Below are 25,131 nucleotides of genomic sequence, written 5' to 3'. Positions count from 1 at the left end.
AAAAGAGCGTGAAACAAAAGTAAAAAACACTTTTTTTCACGCTCTAAACACGTCTAAAAAACTGTCTTCTGAAATAAGTCGAAATACCAAAAATTGAAAAGCAATTTCCATATATCCCTCCTTATTTATCGAAGTTTAACACTTCTGATCCCAACCTCTTTTTGTTGCCTTGTGTCTATTTACTGCTGAAAGAAAATCAATTATTTTTGGTTTTTCATCCAGATTGAACTATACTAATTACAAGTTTAGAACCACTGAACAATCAACAATTAGAAAATACTGTCAACTATCGAAAGGAGCAAAAAAATGTCTATTTACGCGTTTCAAGCCACTTTGGAAAACGGTGAAACCTATTCATTAGAACGCTATCGAGGTCAAGCCATCATTGTCGTCAACACTGCGACAAAATGCGGATTGAGCCCCCAATTCAACGAACTTGAAGAATTGTTCCAACGATATCGCGACAAAGGATTGATCGTCTTAGGATTTCCTTCCAATCAATTTAAGCAAGAAGTCAGCTCTGCTACGGAAGCCGCTGAAGCTTGCCGTACCACTTATGGCGTTGACTTTCCGATGCATCAATTGACAGTCATCAACGGAAAAGAAGCTGATCCGCTTTTTCAATATTTGGAGGAACAAGCCCCAGGAACGATGGGAAAAGCCATCAAATGGAACTTTACTAAATTTTTAATTGATCGTGAGGGACATGTCGTTGAACGTTTTGCCCCTCAGACCAATCCAACCAAAATGATCCCTAGTATTGAAAAGGTTCTTGGCTAATGACCTAACCAGAAAAAACATCCACTCACTCATCGGTTTGCAACAGCAATGAGTACTCTCTCACTGCTGTTTGCGCCATGAATGCGGGGATGTTTTCTTATTCTTTAAAGTTGTTCTCCATTTGAAGCAATCACTTCTTTGTACCAATCAAATGATTTTTTCTTTTTCCGGGCCAATGTTCCGTTCCCGTGATCATCCATGTCCACATAAATAAAGCCATAGCGTTTTTTCATCTCACCAGTTCCTGCCGATACAAGATCGATACATCCCCAAGGCGTATAGCCAATCAAGTCTACGCCATCAAGAGTTATCGCATCTTTCATGGCTGCAATGTGTTTTTTGAAATAATCGATTCGGTAATCGTCATTGATGGTACCGTCATCTTCTACTTGATCGATGGCACCGAAGCCATTCTCTACTACAAATAAAGGAAGATGATAACGATCAGACAATTGACACAATGAAATCCGCAACCCTAATGGATCGACCGCCCAGCCCCAATCCGATTCGGATAAATATGGATTTTTTACGGCTGGCATTTGATTGCCGCCAACATACTTGACTGCTTCCGGATTTGCGGAAGACGCCGTCGACATATAATAACTAAAACCGATATAATCAACCGTGCCATTTGCAATGACCGCATCATCATCAGCCGCTTTTTCAATTGTGATTCCTTCTCGTTCAAATTCTTTCAGCTTATGTGCTGGATAGTAGCCATTTGCTTGAACATCAATATAGAACTCTTGCTCCCGATTGAATTGCAAAGCAGCTAAAACATCCTCTGGGTTAGCTGTCATCGGATAACTTGGAATATACGCCACCATCATCCCAATCATGAAATCCGGGTTGATTCGGTGTCCCATCTGTACTGCTTTAGCACTTGCTACAAACAAGTGATGAGCAGCTTGATACTTATGCTGCTTATCATTTTTATGAATACCAATTTGTGTCCAACTTCTCAAAAAGTTGATCTCGTTAAACGTCATCCAGTATTTCACTTTATCTTGGTAACGAGTGAAAATCGTTTCGCAGAAAAACAAGAAATAGTCGATCACTTTGCGATTCGACCAACCATCATATTCATCCGCTAAATACATAGGAATATCAAAGTGATTGATCGTCACCACTGGCTCAATGCCATGCTTCAGCAACTCATCGAAAACCTCATCATAAAAAGCCAAGCCTTCTTCGTTGATCTCATCGGTTCCTTTGGGACAAATCCGCGCCCAAGAAATAGACATCCGAAAACACTTAAAGCCCATTTCTGCAAACAACGCAATGTCTTCCTGATAATGATGATAAAAGTCTGTTGCCACATGACTAGGATAATACTGCTCTGGATCGATGTACCCAACGGCACCTTCAGGTAATTCAGTATCCCGAGTAACTTTCTCGATCTGGCCGTCTTTTGTTTTATAGGTAATCATTCGCGGATGATCCATACTGCCACCTGTAATGGCATCGAGGGTACTTAACCCTTTTCCGCCAGAAAGATACCCGCCTTCATATTGATTTGCGGCTGTTGCGCCACCCCATAGAAAATTTTTTGGAAATCCCATATTGTCCCTCCATCGTAAATACTATTAGCGGCTTTCTTCTTAAGAATTCACCCAAGAAGAAGCCGCAAACCTGATTATTTGTTTGTTAAGTCTTCGCCATTTGAAGCAATGACTTGTTTGTACCAATCGAAGGATTTTTTCTTCGTCCGTTTCAGCGTGCCATTGCCTTCATTGTCGCGATCAACATAGATAAAACCGTAGCGTTTTTTCATCTCACCTGTTCCCGCAGAGACCAAATCGATACAACCCCATGTTGTATACCCTAATAGATCAACCCCATCTTGTTCAACAGCGTCTTTCATGGCTTGAATATGGGCTGCAAGATAATCAATTCGGTAATCATCCTCCACATAGCCATCAGCATCTGGTGTATCAACAGCACCCAAACCGTTCTCTACAATGAACAATGGTTTTTGATAACGATCATAAAGGTCATTCATAGTAATCCGCAAACCTAATGGGTCGATCTGCCAGCCCCATTCGCTTGCTTCCAAATAAGGATTTTTTACTGAAGCAAAAATATTTCCAGAAGTTTGTTCCAATAGCTCAGCATCTGTTGTCGATACCCGAGAAGAGTAGTAAGAGAATGAAATAAAGTCAACTGTGTGGGCCTTCAATAACTCTAAGTCGCCTTCTTCCATTTTGATCTCAATCCCGTTACGGGCCATTTCCTTCAATGCATATTGTGGGTATTCTCCCCGAGACTGGACATCAATGAAGAAATAGTTTTCGCGATCTGATTTTCTTGATGCCCAAACATCTTCAGGCTTACTTGTGTAAGGGTAGTAAGCACCTGCAGCCAGCATACAGCCCACTTTGTTTTCCGGATCTACTTCGTGAGCGATTTTCGTCGCAATCGCAGAGGCCAGTAATTCATGATGGGCCGCTTGGTATTTGACCTGCTCCACGTTGTCCCCTTCTTCAAAATAGAGGCCAGCTCCCATAAATGGTGCATGAAGGATCATGTTGATTTCGTTGAAAGTTAACCAATATTTGACCAATCCTTTGTAACGATTAAAAATAACTCGGCATAAATTCTCATAAAAGCCTACTAATTCTCGTGAACGCCAAGCACCATATTTTTCTACTAAATGCATTGGACAATCAAAGTGCGTGATCGTTACCAGTGGTTCAATACCATATTTATGACACTCTTTGAAGAGATCCTCATAGAATTTCAAGCCGTCTTCATTTGGCTCTTGTTCGTCCCCTTTTGGAAAAATACGACTCCAAGCAATGGACAAACGATAGGTTTTAAAGCCCATTTCTCCAAATAAAGCAATATCTTCTTTGTAACGATGATACATATCGATTGCTTCTTTGGCAGGATAAAAATGATCCTCATCGAAATCAAACATTTTCATCTGTCCTGTGATCACTGGAAAACGATCTTTACCAATCGGTACAACATCGACATTGGCTAGGCCTCGCCCACCTTCGTTGTAACCTCCTTCACACTGATTGGCAGCAGTTGCGCCGCCCCATAAAAAATCTTTTCTAAATCCCATTATTTCATTCCTACTTTCTTGATATTTTGTTGATTAATTAAGTGATTTTGCCAGTTCGTCTTGAACTTCGATTCCTTCTTTTTCCAAACGCTCAATCGTTGATTTAAAGTTTGGTAGATAAGCTTTGTGAGCAATAAATAATTCATCCATTACGCGTTTAGCTGTTTCTCCTGATGGCACCAATGGGTTAATGGTGAAAGCTTGTAATGCAGTATTGTAATCGCCAGTAACCGCTGCTTCGATCGTTAAAAGCTCCATAGCCTTCATTACTTGTAGCCAGCCTTTTTCTGCGGTCGGCAACTCGCCAAAAGCCACATTGCGGGCACCTTGTCCCCCAACATACGCGGTAACTTCGACAACACAATCAGCCGGTAGGTCTGGAACAGCTCCCTCATTTTTTGTTGAGACCACGATCTGGGTATTTTTGTTTGCATAAATCGAGGCAATCGTTTCGCAAGCCGCATCTGAATAGTAGGCTCCCCCACGTTGCTGCAGCTGTTCTGGTTTATGATCCAATTCTGGATCTTTATAAAGTTCAAAAAGTTCTGCCTCTGTTTGCTTCACTTGCTGCGCTCTCGTTCCTACGGTCTGATATTCCTCCAGTGCATGCTTCAACATTTCTTCTTGACGATAGTAATAGCGATGATAACCGCAAGGAATCATTCTCATTTGTTCCAATTGTTCACGATAAAACGGCACATCAAAAATATTTTTCGGCAAGCCATTATCTTCCTGATACATTTTATCAATAATATCCATCGTCACATCATTTCCGTGTGAGTCAGTGACTTTATGCCAATGGAAATGGTTTAAGCCAGCAAATTTGTAGATTAATTCATCCGGCTCTTTACCGATCAATGCAGGTTCGATCATGGTAGCCATCACAGGAACATTGCAAAGTCCAATCACTTTATCCCATTTCCCATAACGGACAACCGCTTCTGTGACCATGCCGCTTGGATTGGCAAAATTGATCAACCAAGCATTTGGACATAAGCGTTTCATATCTTCTACGATTTCCAGAATAATTGGTACTGTCCGAAATGCTTTGAACATCCCGCCAGGACCGTTGGTTTCTTGACCGATCATGCCATAATAGGCAGGAATACGCTCATCTTTGATCCGTGCATTCAGCAAACCTACTCGAAATTGAGTCGTAACAAAATCCGCATCTTTCAAAGCTTCTTCTCGATCCAGCGTCATGTGAATTTTCACATCATAAGGAGAAGCATCCCACATTCGCTGTGCCATCGCTCCAACGATTGCCAATTTTTCTTTTCCTGCTTCGATATCTACTAACCAAATTTCTCGAATCGGCAGTTCTTCATAGCGTTTGATAAAGCCTTCCATTAACTCCGGAGTATAACTACTGCCGCCACCAATGGTAGCGATTTTGATTCCTTTTGTCATTGTATTGCTCCTTTGCTATTTTATTTACACCCTTATTATCATTCATAAAAAAATTTGATTCAATGTAAATTTATTATTTAGAAAAAGCGTTTGCAAATCTAGCGATTTCTTGCGAGTGATTTGTAAAAAGCATTTACAAATCGAATGATATAAGGAATAATATTCATATCGACAATTATTCAGATACTCAAAAAAGAAAAATTTCCGAGAATTTTATTTACAAAAAACTATATAAAAATGTAAAAAGGAATGTGAACACCATGTTATTACAAGAAAAAATGCGCCAAATCAAGTTGGCTCCTGCTGAACGATCGTTGATCGATTATTTATTAGCCAACCCAACTGCGATGGCTGATCAAACCATCAAGGAATTGTCTGAAAAAACCTACGTTCATCCTTCTACTTTTATTCGGATCGCCAAAAAATTAGGCTTCAACGGTTGGCTCGACTTAAAGACAGCTTTTTTGGAAGAGAAAACCTATATGAGCAGCCATTTTACAGATGTTGATGCGAACTTTCCCTTTTCCTCCCATGACGGCATTATGACGATCGCCAAAAAGTTAGCGAAACTCGAACAAACAACGATTGAAGATACGCTTTCCTTGATCCATCACGATGAACTGCAAAAAGCGAAACAATCGCTGCTCAATGCCAGCCATATCAAGATTTTCGCAAGTAATGCCAATACCTTGATTTCTCAAGACTTTGTTTTGAAGATGCGACGTTTAGGAAAAAACATCCATGTTTGTGACACTTTTGGCGAAAGTGCTTATGAAGCATCCAACTGTACTTCTGATACGACGGCCATCTTGATTTCTTATACTGGTGAAAATAAGATGATCAAAGAAATCGGTAAAATCCTTGCCGAACGGCAAGTTTCGATTATTGGAATGACTAGTATTGGCGAGAACGCATTGGCAAAATTAAGTGATTGTGTCTTAAATATCACAACCAGAGAAAGGCTTTACTCAAAGATCGCAAATTTCACGATTAATACGTCCGTTTGCTACCTACTGGATGTGTTGTATGCAATCGTCTTTTCGGAACATTATGAAAAAAATCTGCAGCATTTGATCGATATTGGCATGGCTTATGACAAACGTCCTACTTCCTCAACGATTATCGCTGAACCAACTTACGATAAAAATCTTCAATACAAAGACTCTCTGTTTCCGAATTAAACGGCTGACAAAAAGCGATCGCCCCACATGGCCGATCGCTTTTTATGCATATCTAGCTCTTTTTAGAAAGTTTTCGCTAAACGAGAGCCGTGATCAAATCATCTGAACAAGCAACTTCATTTTTATCTGATTCAATAATATCTAAGTAATCAGCAGAATTTGTTACCAAAACAGGGGTCTCAATGTTGAAACCAGCTTTGATCAACGCATCTTTGTCAAAGGTAATCAATTTTTGACCTCGAGTTACTTTATCTCCTTGCTTGACATGCGCTTCGAAGTATTGTCCATTGAGTTGAACGGTATCTAAACCGATATGGATCAACAATTCCAATCCGTTATCTGAGATCAACCCGATGGCATGTTTCGTTGGGAACAATGTCATAACGGTACCATCAAATGGAGCAACGACTTCCCCTTTTGTAGGATGGATCAAGATTCCTTTACCTAAGATTCCTTGGGCAAAAGCTTCATCTTTGGCACTGCTTAAAGGTGCAACTGTTCCTTCGATAGGAGAACTAATGATTTCTTTACGTACAGACATTGTAGGTTCGCCTTCAGCAATTTCTTCGACTACTGTATTGTCTTTCCAGAATGCCATCGTCAAACCAAAACCAATCGCTGCGGAAATGGCGATAGCAATCAGTGAAGTCCACATGCCACTCGCATCTCCTTCTGGAGTGATGTAGTTAAAGATCCCGAAAATACCAAGTCCGCCCATCGTGTAGCCCGTTACACCATTGACCATTAAGAACAGACCACCGACAGCACCACCGATCATAGAATAAATGAAAGGGGTCTTTTTAGGAAGGGTGATCCCATAAATAGCTGGTTCAGTTACACCAAAGATACCAGAAATGATCGCTGGCGGACATAATGCTTTCATCTTTTTGTCTCTTAATTTGAAATACATGGCAACGACAACTGCTGTTTGAGCAAAGCTAGCTCCAAAGGAACCTGTCAACACTTGGCTGAATCCTTGTTGGGTAATTTGCATGATCGCTAGTGGCACAACCGACCAGTGTAAGCCGAAGATAACTAATACTTGCCAGAAGAATCCTAGAATCAGTCCATAAACCGCTGGCGAGAAGTCCATTAGTGCTTGGAATCCGGCACTCAAGAGATCTGTCAACATGCTGATGATCGGACCAATGATCAAGAACCCAACAGGTAAAGCAATCAGTAAGACGAAAAATGGTACCAAGAAAGTTTGCACGACACTTGGAATCACTTTTTTAGCAAGTTTTTGAATCTGTGCAGCAAATGCAATAATGAAAATGACTGGTACGACACTACTTGTATAGGTTGCCCCTACCCACGGAATACCTAAGAAAGTTTGGTAGGCAGATTGTCCAAGTAAGCTATAAGGTGCTGCCGCTCCTTCTCCGGCAACTGCGGTAAAGGCTGTTTGCAGTGCAGTGCCTTGAATCGTTGGGTAGCATAGAGCGGCTCCAATAACGATACCGACCATCGGATTCAAACGGAATTTTTTTGCAGAAGTATAACCTAGAATAACCGGCATAAACATAAATATGGCATCGCCGATCGCATTCAACATCACATATGTGCCTGATTCTGCTGTATAGTTGAACCAACCCTGTGTACCCAAAAAGACTAATAATGCATTAAACCCTTTGATCATACCGGCAGCTGCTAACGCACCTAAGAAAGGCTGGAAACAACCGCTGAGGATGTCGATCAGACGGTTGAAAATATTCCCTCCGGAACTTTCTTCTTCACTGTTTTCACTGATCCCCGCAACATCCACTACTTCTGCATAGACATCTGGCACATGATTACCGATAACTACTTGGTATTGACCGCCACTTTTCATCACCGTTACGACTCCATCCATATTTTTCAAGATGTCATCGTTCGCGATTCCTTCGTCTTTCAATTTAAACCGCAACCGAGTGATACAGTGGGTCAAACTATTGATATTTTCTTTTCCGCCAACATTTGCCACGATTTTTTCTGCTAATTCATGATATTTTCCCATTTTTGTTTCCTCCAATTTTTTGTTTGATTGAAGGTTTAGCCAACTGAATGTCACTATCCAAAAAATGCTTTACTATTCCCCAGTATATTCTGGGATGACCTCCTTTCTTTTATGGTTAGCGATTCTTTTGCACCAATCGCGCAATATGAATCGTTAAATACAAACTTTCATCGTTGGACATATCGTAACGATAATTCGTTACCAGAAATGATTTGATTTTTTGCACACATTGATAGGCGTTGCGATATTTTATCTTTACCATCTCAAGGAGCTCATCGTCAGTCTCTTCCGCATGGGTAGAGTGGTTCTGCATGCGGGAAACAAAAAAACGCAAATGCGTAGTAAAACGATAAAAATAAACCGATTCTTCATCGAAAGTTGTTTTAAAATAGTATTTGACGATATTGATGATATCTTGCATTGTTTTCGTCAATTCATAAAGATTACTTTGATCATTGTTTTCTGTTTGAGCGTTTACCAAATGCAGTGCAATGAAACCCGCTTCATCTTCCGGCAACTCAATCCCATAGCGCTCACTGATTTTTTCAATCGTTCGTTTTCCGATTTTGAATTCATCTGGAAAAAATCGCTTGATGTCCCAGAGAAGAACATTTTTGACAACGATCCCTTTTTTGGCACGCTCGATTGCACTATGTAAATGATCAGGTAAAGAAATATAGATCGAATCGTTGATCGGTGAGGACAACTCCTCTCTAGCATATTCGATTACTTGGTTTGAAAGTTCCAAATATTCTAATGGCAAGTCGGCCAATAATTCCTGAAATTGGGAAGCAATCGTTCGATTTTCTAAACGATATACTTTATCGATCGTTTGATCACTGATATCGTCACCAACTTTTTTCTTGAATGCAATCCCTCTTCCCATCACAATAATTTCGTTTTGTTTTTCATCAGTAGTTATCACGACATTATTGTTTAACACTTTACTGATTTTCATGTTTTACCCCCACTTGATCATTGACGTACTAACCTATTTTTATACGAGATAGCCATTCAAATCAATTTTGATCCATACTCCTTTTTTCCAGAAAAAAAACCTAATGAGAGCAGACCAAATAGCCTTACTTTCATCAGGTTTAGCTTGTTTTTTCAACAATCACTATCCATACGAATGATTAACTTATCTTTATGATAGCAAACAGAGAAAACGCTGTCAATACATTGACCGAAAAAAGAGTTTGTTATTTTACTTCCTCCTGATTACTTTTATAAAATGAATCGATGAAAAACAAGAATCCCACATATCCGATCCGAAGCCAACACCAAAAAAAGTGATGGAGTGATGGATACATGGAATTCTAATAATTAATTAGTGTCCACTGGAAGGAAACAGCAAAAAAGTATTTTCAACTGATCACACGTCACTGGACTGTAATTTATACATATCTGCATAAAGTCCTTGCTGTTTTAACAATGAATCATGGTTTCCTCGTTCGACAATACGTCCTTTATCTAAAACTAAAATCAATTCAGCATCCCGAATCGTGGATAATCGGTGGGCGATGGCAATCGTAGTTCTCCCTTGTCGCATATTCGCCAACCCTTCCTGGATCAATCCTTCTGTTTCGGTGTCGATATTGGCAGTAGCTTCATCTAAGACGAGGATTTTGGGATCAGTCACCATCGTTCTGGCAAATGAGATCAACTGTCGTTGTCCGCTGGAGTAGCTAGCGCCCCGTTCAATGACTTTGGCATGATAGGTGCCCTCCAGTTTTTCGATAAATTTATCTGCTTGCACAAATTTCGCTGCTGCTCGGATTTGCTCTTCGCTGATTTCTGGGTTCAACAAACGAATATTGTCAGAAATATCTCCATAGAACATGAAAGCATCTTGTAAAACCAATCCGACTTTTTTTCGCAATTCTTCAATAGTAAAATCGCGAATATCATGATCGTCAATCAAAATTTGTCCCTCGCCAAATTCGTAAAAGCGCATCAAAACATTAATGATCGAGCTTTTTCCGCTACCAGTATGTCCCACCAAAGCGACGGTTTCTCCTGGATAAGCAGTAAAGGAAATGTTCTTCAATACATGATTTTCTCCATCATAAGAAAAACTGACATTACGAAATTCAATCTTTCCTTGTTCAATGACTTGATTCGCATCCGGATGTTGTTGTGGAGTAAATTCCTCATTATCCATGATTTTAAGAATACGGCTACCAGCCACCATGCCATCAGTAAAGACGCTGAGAAAATCCATCATCTGTGTCATAGGATTGAAGAAGCCTTGGACATAGGTGGTAAAAGCATAAATCAATCCCACTTCAATTGGAGAATGCAAAGCATCAAACCCAAACAGCGTTAATGACATCGCAACTGCAATCGCATAGAGAAAATTGATGATCGGCGATAATAGCAACGAATTAGTACGAATCATTGCATACCTTGTCTTGAGGTATTCATCATTCGTTTCCTCAAATTCTCGGTTCAGACGTGCTTCTTGTCGGAACTGCTGGATGATTTGCATTCCCGAGATCGACTCGTTCAATTTCGTATTCAATTGACTTAATTTTTCTCGCATTTGACGATAGATTCGGGAGCTGAATTTTTGATAATACCAGATGACGATCATCAAAATAGGTAAGAAAATCAGATTCAATAAAGCAATTTTTACGTTGATCTGAAACATGGCTGCAAAAGAAGATAGGACTGCAAAAATACCAGTCAAAACCATCAAAAACACATACCAGAATTCATACAATGTTTCGGTATCATTGCTGACCCGCGATACAATCGAACCTGCCGGAGTCTGATCAAAATACCGCATACCTAAACTATGCAGCTTCTCGAATAACTTGGTTCGCACATATTGATACGTCTGCAAGGAAGCCATCGAGTATAGAAACCATTGAAAAAACCAGATGACTGCTTTGATGACTACCCCAAAGAAATAGAGGCCCGCAAAAAAATAGATGATTTGATTGGTTGCTGACTGTTGTGTCAGATAGTTATCCATGAATGTCTGCAGAATTCTAGGTAAGAGAATGTTGACAATTGATAATAGAAAAGCAAAGAAAATTGCTGCAAAAAAAGTCTTTTTGAAGGGTTTTGCAAATTGTAACATCCGCTTGATGATCAATTTTTGCTCTTTAAATGGGATTGATTTTGACCATTCTGATTCTTGACGTTCCATTATACTTCACTCCCTTCAATCTTGGCTTCCAGTTGTTGTTTGTCCCACATTTTTTTGTACCAGCCATTTTTGGCTAACAGGGCTTCGTGGGTCCCTCGCTCGATTATTTTTCCTTCATCGATAACTAAGATCTCTTCGGCATGCTTCACACTACTCAGCCGATGCGCAGAAATAATCGTTGTTTTGTCTTTTCGATAGTCTCGCAATTTGTGCAAAATATCTTCTTCTGTTTTGGCATCGACAGCTGACAAAGCGTCATCCAAGATCAGTAATTCCGGGTCAACAATTAATGCCCGTGCAATGGACAAACGCTGTTTCTGCCCACCAGATAATGAGACTCCTCGTTCACCGACCATTGTTTCATATCCTTCTGGCAAAGCTTTGATATCATCATTGATTGCCGCTAAATCAGCGGCTGCTTCAACAGCATCTTGCGGTGCTTGAGGGACTGCAAAACGGATATTGTCTCGAATCGACATGGAAAAAAGAAAGTGATCTTGGGGAACATAGCCGATGGAACCCAGCAACGCATTTAAAGAATACTCTTTGATGCTATGCCCGCCAAAAAGAATTTCCCCCTCATAATGATCATATTCCCGCATCAGCAATTTCAGAATGGAGGTTTTACCTGCACCAGTTTTGCCAACGATTCCTAATGTCTGTCCTTCATGTAGGGTAAATGCTATCTGTTGTAACGTGATTTCTTCGGCATCATGATAGCGAAAAGCGTCTAACGCCACTTCAATTTTACCTTGAGCCGGCTCTTGGATCGCGTGTTTTTTTTCAACAATATGGGTTCTTTCCCCCAGCAATTCAGATACCCGATCATAGCTGGCATTCCCTCGTTCTAAAACATTGAACAGACGGCCAATGGCGAACATAGGCCAAACCAACATACCAATATAACTAATAAATGAAACCAATTGACCAATCGATATCTCTCCTGACATGACAAAACGACCACCCACAATAATCGTTAAGACATATGACACACCGATAATCAATGTAATGAAGGGATCAAAAAGTGCATCTAAAAAATTGACTTTACGGTTCTTAATGATGGCATCATCAATTTTGGCTTGAAAATCTTGAATATCTTCTGTCTCTTGTCCAAACGTTTTGATGACTTTCATCCCAGTAATACTTTCTTGCGCTTTGTCATTAATCGCTGAAAAAGCTTCTTGCGAATCGCGAAAAGCATCATGTAATTTGCTGCCTAACACTCTAGCCATGACTGCAAGAAATGGCAAAGGAATCAACGCAATCAAGGTCAGACGCCAATCAATAAAGAGGATCATGGCGATGATCGTTGCTCCTCCAGAGATAAACGAATCCGCAAAGGTTAAAATACCTGCCCCAGCCACGTTTTGAATGGCGTTCAAATCATTGGTGGCATGGGCCATCAAATCTCCTGTGCGATGTTTTTGATAGAAAAGATGATCCATTTTGGTAAAGTGATCGAACAATTGACGACGTAAGCTTTTTTCCAAGCGTGCAGCACTCCCCCAAATATTTATCCGCCAGACAAACCGAAAAATATATTGTGCTAATGCAGCGGCAAGCAAAATACCTATCCAAAATAAAATCGTTTCTATCGAAATCTCTTTTTCTGCGATCTCATCAATAATGATTCCGATCACTTTGGGTGGCGCTAATTGAACGAGAGCCACCAAAACCAATGCGGCTACTCCGATATAATAATGTTTTCTTTCTTGGCGAAAAAACCAACCTAACTTTCTAAAAATCGACATAACACCCTCCTATTATTCACTCCTGTTGACTATGATTTGAATCATCAAAATTTTCGGACTATTTTGGCAATGGCTGGCCTTCCGATGTAGTTACACTTCGATTCCTCGCGAAACACGTTTTGTTACCTACCCAACGATAGGCTCATTCATCTACGCTCCGCTTATACAGTTCTTCTAAGCGAAATTCGCTAAGATGAACTTGCATGCCTCGCTGACACGGTCAATCGCAGTGACTCGCAACACCGAGTAGGTATTCCTCCTCATCTGCTCATCTACGCGCCCTTCGCTTACAGTTCTTCTAAGCGAAATTCACTAAGATGAACTTGCATGCCTCGCTGACGCGGTCAATCGCAGTGACTCGCAACAAAAAGCGAGCTGATGGGATCAGCCCGCTTTTGCGCTAAAAAACCTATTTTTGGTTTTTCATTTGTTGCATCATTTGCCGAATCTTCTTCTCAGAAGGTTTTTGGCCCATTGACATCATCATCGAACGCAACATATCCTCATTAACGGGAGGATTTTTCTTTAAATAATCTTGCATATATTTACGCGCCAAAAAGAAGCCGCCGACAGCGCCTAATAATACCGCGATAACAGCGATCACGATTACAATACCTAAACTAACCATTTGAAATCTCTCCTTTCTCTTGTACTCTCAATGAATCATTTTACTAGAAAAAAATACAAAAAGAAAGAGAGAAAGCAGGATTTCTCCAAAAACTTTCCCTCTATAAAATCAGCTTAACGCCACATCTCGTTTATTGAACAACCAGTTTGTCAAAAAGTAGATCAATAAACTATATAGCAAAAGTCCAATCGTCATTTCCCAGTAAGTCAAACCAGGATCAATTAATGCATTTTGCATATCTGTGTGATGTAACAACGTGGGAACTGTATCTTTGATATTCATAAAATTAAATGGATTCCACTTCAACCACGGATATTTTTCTATCGCAAAAAGCATGATGGAATTGATAATACTGCTACCGAACAGCACAGCTACTCCTAATCCCACTGCCATACTTTGAGAGCGAATGACGGCAGAGATGAATAAAGTCATGGTCATATAAAATACGATCAACAGTAAATTCGTTGCTGCATAGACAAGCGCCACAACTATAGCAGGCAACTGATTATAATTGGTTGATGCAAAGGGAGATTCAGCCACCAAAAACAAATTACTCGCAATCAAACTGCTTACAAACAAAACCAGTGTACCAAGCAAAGCGAACAACATTGTATTAATGGCTTTTGCGGCTAATATCTGACTTCTTGAAAATGGCCGAATCAGTAGAAATTTGATGGTTCCTCGACTAAATTCTTCTGCTACTGCTGAAGCTGCGATGATAACAACAAATAGATTCAAAAATGAAGTCATCTCACTTAATGATAGAAAAAGATCATTCGCTTTAGTATCAGGAGACCCTAAGCGAATCACATAGGTGAGCCCAAATGTTAAAATCACCAATAGTCCCAACATGATCCATGTGGACTTTTTTTTCGTGACTTTGATCCATTCATTTTTTATTAATGTCATCATTCTAGAGCCCTCCCTCTTCCGTCCAAGCCAAAAATGTTTCTTCCAACGAAGATTGCTGCACTTTCATTTCCTTTAAACCAATCCCTGCATTAACGAGGGCAGCAGCGATCTCAGAACGATTATCCGTTTCAAGTGAAATCTGTAATCCATCAGGCAAAGCAAGACCATCGATTTGGAATTTGGTTTTCAAGACATTTAATGCTTCCTGATCGTCATCTGTTTTGATGATCAGTAGGCTTTTTTCTGCCTTCAAGGTATCCATCGCGACTTGATGGGTCACTTTCCCTTTTTGGACAACGATCAGATGATCTGCAATCTGTTCGATATCACTTAATTGGTGACTCGATACTAAAACAGAAACACCCTGTTCTCTTAACATGAGAATCATTTCCCGAAACTCTCTCATACCCTTTGGGTCAAGTCCGTTCATTGGCTCATCTAATACTAAGAGAGTAGGACGATGGATCAATGCCTGTGCCACACCCAATCGTTGGCGCATCCCTAGTGAATACGTTTTGACTTTTTGATTGATATATTCTTCTAAATGAACTTGCCGAATCAAGTCATCCATCTCAACTGTCGTCATTTTTGTCTTCGCCATGCGCTGGTACTGCATCAAATTCTCGTAACCAGTCAGATAATTATAGAACTCAGGATTTTCTACAATCGCTCCTACTGAGGCAATGGCTGCTTTAAAAGACGTTTCTAGGGAATTCCCCATGATCGTAATTGAGCCTTTATTGTGCTTCATTAAGCCAACGATCATTCGAATAATCGTTGTCTTCCCCGCACCATTCGGTCCTAATAACCCGACCACTTGCCCTTGTTCCACTGAGAAAGAAGCATTATCAATGATTTGCTTGGTTCCAATCAGTTTCGACACATTTTTCAGTGTTAGTATTTCTGTCATTTCATCCCAACTTCCTATTCGCTATTTTTTTACTTTCATGATAATAGTTATTACTACCATCCCACTAGAGTATTAAAAAGTCAACAGGAAAAAGAATGATCTTTTCGATTTGGTCTTCTTGCTTCCGAATGTACTTCAAAGAATACGTGCCAGCTTCATCAAATTGGGGATTTTAAATTAATGACATGATTTAATAAAAAAATAAACGTAGCAGAAATCAAATTGTCATTTGACAAATGAGTGAAGTGGACTGAACATATAAATTTATAAAGAGGTGTTTTCTCTGAAATGTGAATAATTCACCTGCTGCTAGGAAAACTGATGAAAACTTAGGCTGTCAAAAACCTGTTTATGCTTTTCGCTCCGAATTTTATGAATCTTTTCTTTCAAACGTTCCCAGTCACTGCTGGTGGGCTGACCATTCCAATAAAAAATCTCCATTTGTTTGTTTGCCCCTAGCTGGCGATAGATCGGGTAATCACTGATTAGAATATCTGGTTCATCAACTGAAGGAACATGCTGGATTGCTCGATGGGAGGTGTTCAACAATCGATTTTTGATCCATAATTCTTGTGTCTTGCCAAATTTCGATTGAATAGAAAAAGTTACTGGACGCTCATATTTAATAAAGACTGTTCGAACGAGCATGCAGTATTGAAAGATAAGACGATCATTCTTCTTTGCAAACCCGACAAGTGCAGGGATTTCTCTTTTTATTGCGATCAAAAATCGTCTCATCGTTGGGTACATGACTGGGAAATAAGCTTCAAGCTCACTTTCCCTCGTTTGTTTTCCAAACCCATCTATTTTATGTTCTGTTCCAAAAACTGATGAGTAGGAATGAATCATGACTAAGTTGACCAATAAATAATTTTTTTCTTTCGGAGTGAGTGCCAAATCAAAGTATGCAGACAGTTTGTCGATAATGATCTCCTCAGTCGAATACTGCTCATTATCAAACCAATCCTGATGGATTTCAGTCAGATCCTCTTCCAAATATGTATTCATTACCGCAAACATAAAATAAAGAAAACTGATTTCTTCGTCCGTGAGATCACTCACAGCGTAAACATTTGCCTGAAAAAAAGGTGCCAGTAAGCATTCGGTGAACTTCCTTTTAGTCATCAAGGGATGCTCGAAAGTCTTTATTTCATCAGGAATTTCTACGATAAAATGTTGCTGTTTGATTCGCTGCAATGAAATAGCCAGCAGAGATAAAAATTTATCGCAATCAATTTTTCACATGTAAGGAGCGTGACGCTCAATTTGGGTAGCAATAGTTTGCTTGTCTCTTATCGTTGCTAAAAGATCTGAGTCCGTTTCATCAAATAACTGCCAATACATGACATGATAAAAATAACGTATGTAGTACTCTTTTCCTTCAAGTGGGTTTCCTTTTCTTAAACTGTATGATAAATGATAATTTGCTAACACTTGATTCAATTCAGTTAATTTTCTTTGAATCGTCCGTAAACTGCTATACGTCTCTTGGCTTAATTGCTCCAATGAGTGGTACTTTTCCTTAAACAACAAATCAAGAAAGGTAAATCCGATAGTTCTTTCCACCAAGATTGCATAAACTTTGCTTAGCAGAAATCTAGGTGAAAATTCTATCTTGATAGTTTTTGATTCTGAATGATAGCTAACCGTATATTCAGAATATTGCTCTTGAAATAATTCTACCTGTTGAATAACAGTCAATAGCTTGCTCGTTTTATAGTTAAACGCAGCCATCAGCTCTTTGATTGGATAAGTTGTTTGATTCCTTTCATAACAATAGGTGAGAAACTGGTTGATTTGTTTTTCTGTTGTATCAAATAATACATGAAACACTGATTGACCCTCGCTTAAATAGTTATTCAAACTTTGCCTTCATTTAAGTTTGATTTCATTTGGACAACTTAAAAAGATCTTACAATATTGTAGGTTAGTGAATGTTTTGCGATCATACCACTTCAAAGGAACGATTGTCAAACCGCCAGTAAAAGTCTTTTTTTAAAAAATATCAGTCCAACAAATCTTACGATTTGTTGAGCCGAATAAAATGTAACTGTTCATTTCTGGGGAAGAAATTTCCAATCATTTTGCTTGTGCTGCCTCTTTTTTTTGACATCTCTTGGGAGAGTCGCCTATCTGACTATTCTTTATTTACTTCATTATCAACAGCGATCGCTTTTTTATTTACAATATTAAATGAACTTCTTAAATGTCTTTTTCTGTTCTGAGTGTTTGTTTGTCCTGCCACAATTAATTTTCATCATTATTATCGTATGAGGAAAGACTATTTGGATTGCTCGTCTCCTTAAGTATACTAGTGTCAATGCTGGAACTCTCAGAAGAAGACGGTAGATCAACAACAATCCATTTACTTGGCTTTAAATTCTCTATAGTTGTAACGTCACCATCGTAAACAATCACTAAATCCACTTTGTTTTTACGCTTGATCTCAGACATTGGTAAATCTCCACGAATTCTTAAAAAATTCTCAATACCGGAAACCCATGCTACATTCGTTAAAGTCGTTTCACCAATGACCTTATTCTCAGTACCCTTACCATCCCAACCATAAGTTAACACGGCTCGAACCGATTTGGCTGATAGTGTTTTATTCGGACGAATAGGTATCGTGATCCACTTTGACTGCTCATCATAAATGATACGGTTCGTTCGTAAAGTCAAAGATAGATTACCGGGAGCTCGTTCATTTGCCAAACTATCTATTTTAAAGAAAACAATAAATAAAATAATAAAAAAAGCAATCAATAAGGGGATTTTATTCATTTGCCTCACTTCCTAAATCTATTTCAGGTTAACTTGATAATGAGATTATAGTAGTTTTTTTAGGTAACCACGCGCCAAAAAAAAGACAGAATCAGGTGGAAATTGGCATTTTCAGAAAATAACCAAAAAAGACTGACACAAGGAAGACAAAAAGTCGCAGTGAATTCTTCGAAAAATCCAGCAGCAAACTACCACTAACTAGAGCAATATTTTGTCTATTCTTATGTTCAGCCTTTTAAATCTGTAAGGATATTAGATTTGAAGCGATACATTCACACGTTCATCCAATCTCCAATTCATTTTTTCTTTTTATTTTCGTTTATAGATAACGTAAGAAATCAAAAGCATTCCTCCGAGAATCATCCATTTATCATTGGTCATTCCGGTTTGCGGTAATTGAGGATCCCCTCCATTCTTTGGCGGTACCCCACTCTGACTTATTTGGGGAGCGGATGATGAAGAGTTGTCCACGCTATTACCGTTACTGTTGGAAGTCGCACTTTCGCTACTTGTACTACTCGTTGTACTCTCACTGCTTTCACTGCTTGCGGTCGTGCTTTCGCTACTTGTGCTACTCGTTGTACTCTCACTGCTTTCACTGCTTGCGGTCGTACTTTCGCTACTTGTGCTACTTGTTGTACTCTCACTGCTTTCACTGCTTGCGGTCGTACTTTCGCTACTTGTGCTACTCGTTGTACTCTCACTGCTTTCACTGCTTTCGGTCGTGCTTTCGCTACTTGTGCTACTCGTTGTACTCTCACTGCTTTCACTGCTTACGGTCGTACTTTCGCTTGAGGAGCTCGTTTCTCCGGTGCCACTGCCCCCGCCTCCATATTTCGGCGTGTAGCCAGTAGTTGTGTGGACTGCTGCTGAATCATTGATCAATGCTTGAATGGTTCCCTTGTTTGTATATTGCTCCAAAGACCCATCGGTTTCTGTTTTATAGGTGATATAGATTCTCTCACTAGTATCTCGCAAAGGAATTTCAAAAGTGCCGTCTGAATTAAGCGTAATTGGGACTTGGTCAACATAAGTGGGATTAGTTACGCTTGGGCCATACACCACTCGTGCCGTGGTGCTGATCAATGTTTGGTGGGGACCAAGAGTATCAATGAATCTCCCATTTTTAATTGAAACCTTATTCGTATCATAAGAATTGATATAAATACGCCAATCAATCGTTCGTTTGGGTTCTTGTGTACCTAGATACAGCCCTTGTTTCGTAAGTAATGCACCTGTTCCAGTATCCTCAACCCCTCGAATAAATAAAGGAATTGTCTTGATTCCATTAACTGTTTCAAAATCGAGTTGATTGATCTGATCGACAGTAATGTCTTCGCTAAATTTTGTCCAAAAGTAAAAATCTCCATGCACATTGTTGTTCTGCTCAACAAACTCAGTAAATACAAAAGTAAGCTGATTCCCAACTTGGGTGACATTTACTATTAAATGACCGTTCTCATCATACAGTTCATAGCTATTATTGACACCTTCAATCTCTACTGGTAAGGTAATCGTCGCTTTGTCCCCGGCCTTTAAGTCACCTAATCCTTCGAGACTCCATTTGAGATCAATTTTGAAAGATTCGTCTTCATCTAAAGTCGTCACCTCTTGATTCTGACTATTGACAACGGATACATCAGTGATTAAGTTTGCCCCCACATCCGTCTCTCCATAAACGATTTCCATACCGGTAAAAATGGGGATAGTTAGCAACAGAGCAACAAGTACTTTTGCAATCTTTGAAAGCATGTGATCCCTCCCTGATAGTTAATAGGTCACCGTCAGTATAATTTATGGAAAATTCAGAAGCAAATCATACGAACTGTGCGAGTTATATCACAAGGTAGCGCTTCATTTTTCAGTTAATCATCTGCATTACACAGAAAAAAACCTATCACTCAAACAAAGCGATAGGTTTTGGAAAAAGACTGACTGATTATTCTGTTGGATCTGCATAGCGATCAATTTGTTGATTATAACGTAGTTGACAACAAATATAAAAAATAACTTGGAACAATAAGTAAATACCAACGATTTCACCATAGAACTGCCAAACGGGCAATTCAACTAATAAACGCAGTGCGGTCATCGCAACAGCAAAATGAATCATGGCCACGATAGTTGGCAAGAAATACATAACTTGTAGCTGATGACGCAGAATTTTATGCCGTTCTTTTGGTGAAACACCAAGCACATGCAAGGAGCGATGGTAAGCTCCATCCTTGTCAAGATCCGCAAATAGGCGGAAATAGATGATCGAAGCGGAGAAAATAAAGAAGACCGACCCCAGTAAAACAGTGATCATTAAAATGAGGCCATTGCCCTGACGTGTCTCTTGAAAAACTTTGTATTTTGATTGATAACTAATATGAGAGGGAATGCCTTCAAGTGCTTTTGACCACTCTTCATCGGTCATCTCGTTGATTTTGTCTGCTCCTAACTCATCATAGACAGCGGATACTTTTTCATCCGTTTCTTTATTTTCTTGATCGATTTGCTGATTGATGTCATCAATTAAAGTAGGATCGTCTGCCCACTCTGGGTAATCTAGCCAAATAAACCCTCCTGAATGGCTAGAATCCCCCACTTCTTGCTGCCACTTCTCAAAGGTTTGATCGGTTACGACACCAAGTCCAAAATAGTTCAACGAAAGCATCGAGGGACTATGTACGATCGTCATTTCTTGCTGAAAATCGCTATCCCCACCAATCGCTAGCGGATAAACATGTTGTCGTTGGCTTTGGTCAACCGACAACAGTTCCTTTCGTCTTGAATAATTGCTGCTAAGTTCAAGCACCTGGTCATTCTTAACAGGTTCAGCTTTTTCACCGATTTGGCTCATTAATTTGCGATAATCACTTTCTCGCATCACTGAAAATGCATTGGCCATGTAATATGGATCCGCAGCAATCGCTGGATCATCGAGATTCGTATAAGTTTCAATAAGATCCACTTGTCCCATAACCGGATGATAGCCCTGCGCTTCCAATTTATCTTTCACTTCAAATGCCTTCGTTTTACCTATTTCATCTTGTTTGTATTCCGAAAAAACATACGCTACACTAATTCCTTGAATTGAAGAAAACGAAGTGTTGCCGATTGCCATCATCACCGCAATACCCACAAAAGCCACTGATGTGCTAATGGCGATCAGACTGTACATTGCCGCATTGTCCCGCATACGAAAAATCCATTCACTAATCGTTAACAAGCGTGTCCCTTTAAAAAAAGAAGGACTTCTTTTAAGTTGCTTCAATAAGTAAACACTGAACTGATAGAAGGATAAGAGTGTACCTGCTACCGTCAACAAGACTCCTAGTAAAAGAATCAAAAAACCGTCTGCTTTGAAAGAGAAATAAAACACACATCCGTAGCCGGCCAAGAGCAAAAACACACCAAGGAATGCATAGACCCGACGGCTCGTAGGCTCCGGCCGAGGCTTTTCGTTTTCTTTGATCAATGATATGATCTTTTCCCCTTGTAAAGTTCGCGTACTAAAAAAAGAAATCAATAGGAACATCAAAAGATACACGCCGATCGTTAATCCCAAACTAGTCAATGGAACCGTAAAAGACAATCCACGATTGAGATGCATCACATTTTGAGCAACAAGCAATAATAGCTTTGTCCCCAAAATTCCTAACCCCACCCCGAGAAAGGTTGCAAGCGATCCTAACAGAGCATTTTCAATAAATAAAATCCTGCGTAAATCCTTTTCTTCAATACCTAAAATGAGATAAATCGCAAGATCTCGTTTGCGTCGTTTTAAGAAGACAACAAAGGTGTACCAAAGAAACATTAATGATAAAAATGCAATCACTACTAAGGCAACCGCTAATCCCATCTTGGCTAGTCCAGAAACAGTATCACTCGTTGACAAGTTTTCTTTTAGTTGTGGATGGAACAAAAGCAGACTAAATATATAAAAAACCATAGCAGCAAATGTACTGCTTATGAAATAAGCAGCATAAGTGCGAAAGTTACCTCTTAAATTACGAATGATCAACTGTCTGAAATTCATGACGGCGACCTCCTAGATGTGCAAGAACATCAAGAATTTTTTGGTAAAATTGTTGCTGATCACTTCCGCAGTAGACTTCATTATAAAGTTTGCCATCTTTGATGAAAACGACACGATCAGAGAAACTTGCTGAATAGGGATCGTGGGTAACCATCATGGTTGTAACATGTCGTTGCTTATTCATCTGGCTTAAAATTTCCATAACATCACGGGCTGCCTTAGAGTCTAGGTTTCCTGTAGGCTCATCCGCAAGCAACAGTTCCGGCTGATGAATCAGTGCTCGGGCAATCGCAACACGCTGTTGTTCTCCCCCTGACAACTGATAGATCCGTTTTTCTCTTTTGTCATTTATGCCTAACTCTGTCAAAAGCGCTTCACAACGCTGTGTCATTTCAAGGATCGGTACTCGATCCAATGTTAATGGCAGCATGACATTCTCTGCCACATTTAGCGGAGACAATAAGTTATAATTTTGAAACACGAAACCTAACTGTCTTCGTCTAAACTCAGCGAGTTGCTGTTTTGACAACGTCAGTGGCTGGGCCCCATTGATGATGACAGAGCCAGATGTTGGTTGATCCAAAGTTGCAACTAAATTCAGCATTGTGGTTTTGCCACTGCCAGAAGGTCCCATGATGCTAATAAATTCTCCGGCAGGCACTTTGAGATCAATTTGTTTTAAAACTTCCACAGATACTTCTCCAGTGTATGTTTTTGTGATATTTTTCAACTCTAGTAAAGCCATAGCACTCACTCCTTTACAGCCAGTTTAACAGGTATCCTGCAACAAAATTATCGATTGATTGAAAGATAACTTACAATTTTGTAAGTTTCGTTAGCTCTCGGGAAATTTTAGTTGCAGGACAGTCCCTTGACCGACTTCAGAAGCAATCGTAACCGTAATCGAGAGTTTTTGACTAATGAGAGACACTAAATAGAGTCCCATACCGGTAGCTTCTCCCCGCTGCCGTCCATTGTCACCGGTATAAAAAGGTCGGAACACCCGTGGCAAATCTGACGCCGAAATGCCACAACCTGTATCTGTAATCGTCAAACTTCTGGTCGCATCATCTAGTGCAAAGGTGACAGTTCCTTCTGCATTAGAGTATTTGATAGCATTACTGATCAATTGAAAGAGTAATATTTGCAACCATTTCTTATCCGTTGTTATCCAAAAATCAGTATCATCCTTGATTTTAGGATAAATTTCATGCCGAATGAAATTGCGCTTTTGTTCACCGATACTTTGCTTGATCAGTGCTAATAGGGAGGTCGTTTCAATCAAAAAGTCTTCTTCAAAATCTTCCAGACGAACAAAATTCAAGGCTGTGGCTAAGCCGCTTTTCAAACGATCCGTCTCTGCTAAAAGATCGTAAGGGTCGATTTGACTACTCTCTGCCATCAGTTCTAGGACTGAGACAGGTGTTTTCATTTGATGGACCCAGATATTCATAAATTTGATATGGGTTTGATGATGGGCATCAATCGCTGCTAGTTGCTCTTGTACATGATGATGGTCGTCATCTAAAAGCTTTTTGACTCTTCTAGCTAAGTAACCAGCGCTTCTTCCAGATAATCCTGTTTTTAGATAGTGGTAGAAACTGCGATTGGCGAGATAATCAATCGTGAAAACTCCTATCGCTAACAAGCCCACTAATAGTAATCCATAGCCGATCACAAAACCATTGCGATACCCATCTAACCAAACGAGCAAAAGGATCAAAGCAACCGACATCCCAAATAAAGCAATTGCTGGTAATTGAACTTTTAAGTATTCTTTCATTCTAGTCTCCCTGCAATAAAAAGAGCATAACCCTTTCCGCGAATCGTTTGGATCGGTTCATCAAGACCGAGACTTACCAGTTTTTTTCGCAGCCGACCAACATTTACTGACAATGTATTATCATCTACAAAACGTTCATCGTCCCATAATTTATTCAAGATCTGTTCTCTGGAGACCATTTCTGGATAAGCCATCATTAATAAAGTAAGCAATTCCCCTTCACGAACAGTTAGCAATTCTTCCTTTTCTTGATAATTCATCTTTAAAGCCTCAGGATAATAAATCAATTCCCCAGCTTTTAGTTGGCGAGCACGATTGCTCTGTGCATAGTCTCCATACACTCGCCGAATATGACTTTTTATTTTTGCTAAGAGTAATTCATAAGAAAACGGTTTGATCAGAAAATCATCTGCTCCATACTCAAGTGCCATCACTTGATCCATATTACCGTCACGAGCCGAAATAAACAAAATGGGTACCAAGGATTGCTCGCGGATTTTTTGACACCAATAAAAACCATCAAAAAAAGGTAAATTAACATCTAACAAAACCAAATCTGGCTCTATTCTATGAAATTCTTCCAAGATCTTTTCGAAATCCTGCGGAATAAAAGTCTCGAAGGCATAGCGAGACAGCTGACTTTCAATCATTTTGACTAATGACTTGTCATCTTCAATTAGAAATATTTTCACAGTGCACCTCCTGAAGTACTTCTAGTTTACCAAAAGCAACGGATCACTTCCTTAAA

Annotated in this window: 20 protein-coding genes; 2 read left to right on the top strand and 18 right to left on the bottom strand. The window is 39.6% G+C overall.

Annotated elements, in window-relative coordinates; translation table 11 throughout:
* Positions 1-306 precede the first annotated feature (306 nt).
* On the top strand, positions 307-780 hold the full coding sequence (locus EG2_RS15390; protein WP_060815319.1) for a glutathione peroxidase: 474 nt from the start codon (positions 307-309) through the stop codon (positions 778-780).
* A 104-nt stretch (positions 781-884) separates the two neighbouring features.
* Here the strand turns inward: EG2_RS15390 and EG2_RS15385 are convergent, their stop codons facing one another.
* The 3 genes from EG2_RS15385 to EG2_RS15375 form a co-directional block, all read right to left on the bottom strand.
* The gene (locus EG2_RS15385) at positions 885-2,342 is read right to left on the bottom strand and encodes a family 1 glycosylhydrolase (RefSeq protein ID WP_060815318.1); all 1,458 of its coding nucleotides are present in this window, start codon (positions 2,340-2,342) and stop codon (positions 885-887) included.
* A 74-nt stretch (positions 2,343-2,416) separates the two neighbouring features.
* Entirely contained in the window at positions 2,417-3,850 is a 1,434-nt protein-coding gene (locus EG2_RS15380) for a 6-phospho-beta-glucosidase (RefSeq protein WP_060815317.1), read from the bottom strand.
* 33 nt (positions 3,851-3,883) lie between these two features.
* Positions 3,884-5,260 (bottom strand): 6-phospho-beta-glucosidase, encoded by a 1,377-nt coding sequence (locus EG2_RS15375; RefSeq protein ID WP_060815316.1) that lies wholly within the window; start codon positions 5,258-5,260, stop codon positions 3,884-3,886.
* Between the two features lie 260 nt (positions 5,261-5,520).
* Between EG2_RS15375 and EG2_RS15370 the strand changes: the two genes are divergently transcribed.
* Complete coding sequence (locus EG2_RS15370; RefSeq protein WP_060815315.1) at positions 5,521-6,441, top strand: MurR/RpiR family transcriptional regulator; 921 nt, start codon at positions 5,521-5,523, stop codon at positions 6,439-6,441.
* 76 nt (positions 6,442-6,517) lie between these two features.
* On the opposite strand, the gene EG2_RS15365 is transcribed toward EG2_RS15370, so the two are convergent.
* The 15 genes from EG2_RS15365 to EG2_RS15295 form a co-directional block, all read right to left on the bottom strand.
* Positions 6,518-8,437 carry a beta-glucoside-specific PTS transporter subunit IIABC gene (locus tag EG2_RS15365; RefSeq protein WP_060815314.1) on the bottom strand — a complete coding sequence of 640 codons (1,920 nt, stop codon included), beginning with the start codon at positions 8,435-8,437 and terminating at the stop codon, positions 6,518-6,520.
* Between the two features lie 115 nt (positions 8,438-8,552).
* Positions 8,553-9,395: a BglG family transcription antiterminator LicT gene (gene licT / locus EG2_RS15360; RefSeq protein ID WP_003126263.1), complete on the bottom strand. Its 843-nt coding sequence runs from the start codon at positions 9,393-9,395 to the stop codon at positions 8,553-8,555.
* A 417-nt stretch (positions 9,396-9,812) separates the two neighbouring features.
* Entirely contained in the window at positions 9,813-11,594 is a 1,782-nt protein-coding gene (locus EG2_RS15355) for an ABC transporter ATP-binding protein (protein ID WP_003126260.1), read from the bottom strand.
* Entirely contained in the window at positions 11,594-13,345 is a 1,752-nt protein-coding gene (locus EG2_RS15350; protein ID WP_060815313.1) for an ABC transporter ATP-binding protein, read from the bottom strand. Before EG2_RS15350 ends, EG2_RS15355 begins: the two co-directional genes overlap by 1 nt.
* 409 nt (positions 13,346-13,754) lie before the next feature.
* Positions 13,755-13,973 carry a YneF family protein gene (locus EG2_RS15345; RefSeq protein WP_029486708.1) on the bottom strand — a complete coding sequence of 73 codons (219 nt, stop codon included), beginning with the start codon at positions 13,971-13,973 and terminating at the stop codon, positions 13,755-13,757.
* A 108-nt stretch (positions 13,974-14,081) separates the two neighbouring features.
* Positions 14,082-14,885, bottom strand: a complete 804-nt coding sequence (locus EG2_RS15340; protein WP_060815312.1) for an ABC transporter permease — start codon at positions 14,883-14,885, stop codon at positions 14,082-14,084.
* Between the two features lies 1 nt (position 14,886).
* A complete protein-coding gene (locus EG2_RS15335; protein WP_060815311.1) occupies positions 14,887-15,795 on the bottom strand; it encodes an ABC transporter ATP-binding protein in 909 nt (302 codons plus the stop codon).
* Positions 15,796-16,104: 309 nt separating this feature from the next.
* Positions 16,105-16,920, bottom strand: coding sequence for a hypothetical protein (locus tag EG2_RS19795; RefSeq protein WP_249024306.1), 816 nt, complete (start codon positions 16,918-16,920; stop codon positions 16,105-16,107).
* A gap of 114 nt (positions 16,921-17,034) precedes the next feature.
* Positions 17,035-17,628: a helix-turn-helix domain-containing protein gene (locus tag EG2_RS19790; protein WP_249024305.1), complete on the bottom strand. Its 594-nt coding sequence runs from the start codon at positions 17,626-17,628 to the stop codon at positions 17,035-17,037.
* Positions 17,629-18,042: 414 nt separating this feature from the next.
* Positions 18,043-18,576 (bottom strand): hypothetical protein, encoded by a 534-nt coding sequence (locus tag EG2_RS15320; RefSeq protein ID WP_060815310.1) that lies wholly within the window; start codon positions 18,574-18,576, stop codon positions 18,043-18,045.
* Between the two features lie 309 nt (positions 18,577-18,885).
* The gene (locus EG2_RS15315) at positions 18,886-20,328 is read right to left on the bottom strand and encodes an LPXTG cell wall anchor domain-containing protein (RefSeq protein ID WP_060815309.1); all 1,443 of its coding nucleotides are present in this window, start codon (positions 20,326-20,328) and stop codon (positions 18,886-18,888) included.
* A 187-nt stretch (positions 20,329-20,515) separates the two neighbouring features.
* Positions 20,516-22,600, bottom strand: coding sequence for an FtsX-like permease family protein (locus EG2_RS15310; RefSeq protein ID WP_060815308.1), 2,085 nt, complete (start codon positions 22,598-22,600; stop codon positions 20,516-20,518).
* Positions 22,572-23,345, bottom strand: a complete 774-nt coding sequence (locus EG2_RS15305; protein WP_060815307.1) for an ABC transporter ATP-binding protein — start codon at positions 23,343-23,345, stop codon at positions 22,572-22,574. Before EG2_RS15305 ends, EG2_RS15310 begins: the two co-directional genes overlap by 29 nt.
* A gap of 90 nt (positions 23,346-23,435) precedes the next feature.
* Positions 23,436-24,383, bottom strand: coding sequence for a sensor histidine kinase (locus EG2_RS15300; protein WP_060815306.1), 948 nt, complete (start codon positions 24,381-24,383; stop codon positions 23,436-23,438).
* The gene (locus EG2_RS15295; RefSeq protein ID WP_060815305.1) at positions 24,380-25,075 is read right to left on the bottom strand and encodes a response regulator transcription factor; all 696 of its coding nucleotides are present in this window, start codon (positions 25,073-25,075) and stop codon (positions 24,380-24,382) included. Before EG2_RS15295 ends, EG2_RS15300 begins: the two co-directional genes overlap by 4 nt.
* Between the last annotated feature and the right edge of the window lie 56 nt (positions 25,076-25,131).

This window comes from Enterococcus gallinarum NBRC 100675 (assembly GCF_001544275.1).
Classification (GTDB): domain Bacteria; phylum Bacillota; class Bacilli; order Lactobacillales; family Enterococcaceae; genus Enterococcus_D; species Enterococcus_D gallinarum.
Note: the sequence above shows the minus strand (reverse complement) of the source record. Positions and strands in the feature narration are given on the sequence as shown.

Bases quoted from the DNA above. Each gene is read 5' to 3' on its own strand.
- EG2_RS15305 (WP_060815307.1), bottom strand. From the start codon at position 23,345: ATGGCTTTACTAGAGTTGAAAAATATCACAAAAACATACACTGGAGAA.
- EG2_RS15300 (WP_060815306.1), bottom strand. From the start codon at position 24,383: ATGAAAGAATACTTAAAAGTTCAATTACCAGCAATTGCTTTATTTGGG.
- EG2_RS15335 (WP_060815311.1), bottom strand. From the start codon at position 15,795: ATGACAGAAATACTAACACTGAAAAATGTGTCGAAACTGATTGGAACC.
- licT (WP_003126263.1), bottom strand. From the start codon at position 9,395: ATGAAAATCAGTAAAGTGTTAAACAATAATGTCGTGATAACTACTGAT.
- EG2_RS15315 (WP_060815309.1), bottom strand. From the start codon at position 20,328: ATGCTTTCAAAGATTGCAAAAGTACTTGTTGCTCTGTTGCTAACTATC.
- EG2_RS19795 (WP_249024306.1), bottom strand. From the start codon at position 16,920: ATGACTAAAAGGAAGTTCACCGAATGCTTACTGGCACCTTTTTTTCAG.
- EG2_RS15345 (WP_029486708.1), bottom strand. From the start codon at position 13,973: ATGGTTAGTTTAGGTATTGTAATCGTGATCGCTGTTATCGCGGTATTA.
- EG2_RS15365 (WP_060815314.1), bottom strand. From the start codon at position 8,437: ATGGGAAAATATCATGAATTAGCAGAAAAAATCGTGGCAAATGTTGGC.
- EG2_RS15375 (WP_060815316.1), bottom strand. From the start codon at position 5,260: ATGACAAAAGGAATCAAAATCGCTACCATTGGTGGCGGCAGTAGTTAT.
- EG2_RS15350 (WP_060815313.1), bottom strand. From the start codon at position 13,345: ATGTCGATTTTTAGAAAGTTAGGTTGGTTTTTTCGCCAAGAAAGAAAA.
- EG2_RS15320 (WP_060815310.1), bottom strand. From the start codon at position 18,576: ATGAATAAAATCCCCTTATTGATTGCTTTTTTTATTATTTTATTTATT.
- EG2_RS15310 (WP_060815308.1), bottom strand. From the start codon at position 22,600: ATGAATTTCAGACAGTTGATCATTCGTAATTTAAGAGGTAACTTTCGC.
- EG2_RS15370 (WP_060815315.1), top strand. From the start codon at position 5,521: ATGTTATTACAAGAAAAAATGCGCCAAATCAAGTTGGCTCCTGCTGAA.
- EG2_RS15385 (WP_060815318.1), bottom strand. From the start codon at position 2,342: ATGGGATTTCCAAAAAATTTTCTATGGGGTGGCGCAACAGCCGCAAAT.
- EG2_RS15390 (WP_060815319.1), top strand. From the start codon at position 307: ATGTCTATTTACGCGTTTCAAGCCACTTTGGAAAACGGTGAAACCTAT.
- EG2_RS15355 (WP_003126260.1), bottom strand. From the start codon at position 11,594: ATGGAACGTCAAGAATCAGAATGGTCAAAATCAATCCCATTTAAAGAG.
- EG2_RS15380 (WP_060815317.1), bottom strand. From the start codon at position 3,850: ATGGGATTTAGAAAAGATTTTTTATGGGGCGGCGCAACTGCTGCCAAT.
- EG2_RS15340 (WP_060815312.1), bottom strand. From the start codon at position 14,885: ATGATGACATTAATAAAAAATGAATGGATCAAAGTCACGAAAAAAAAG.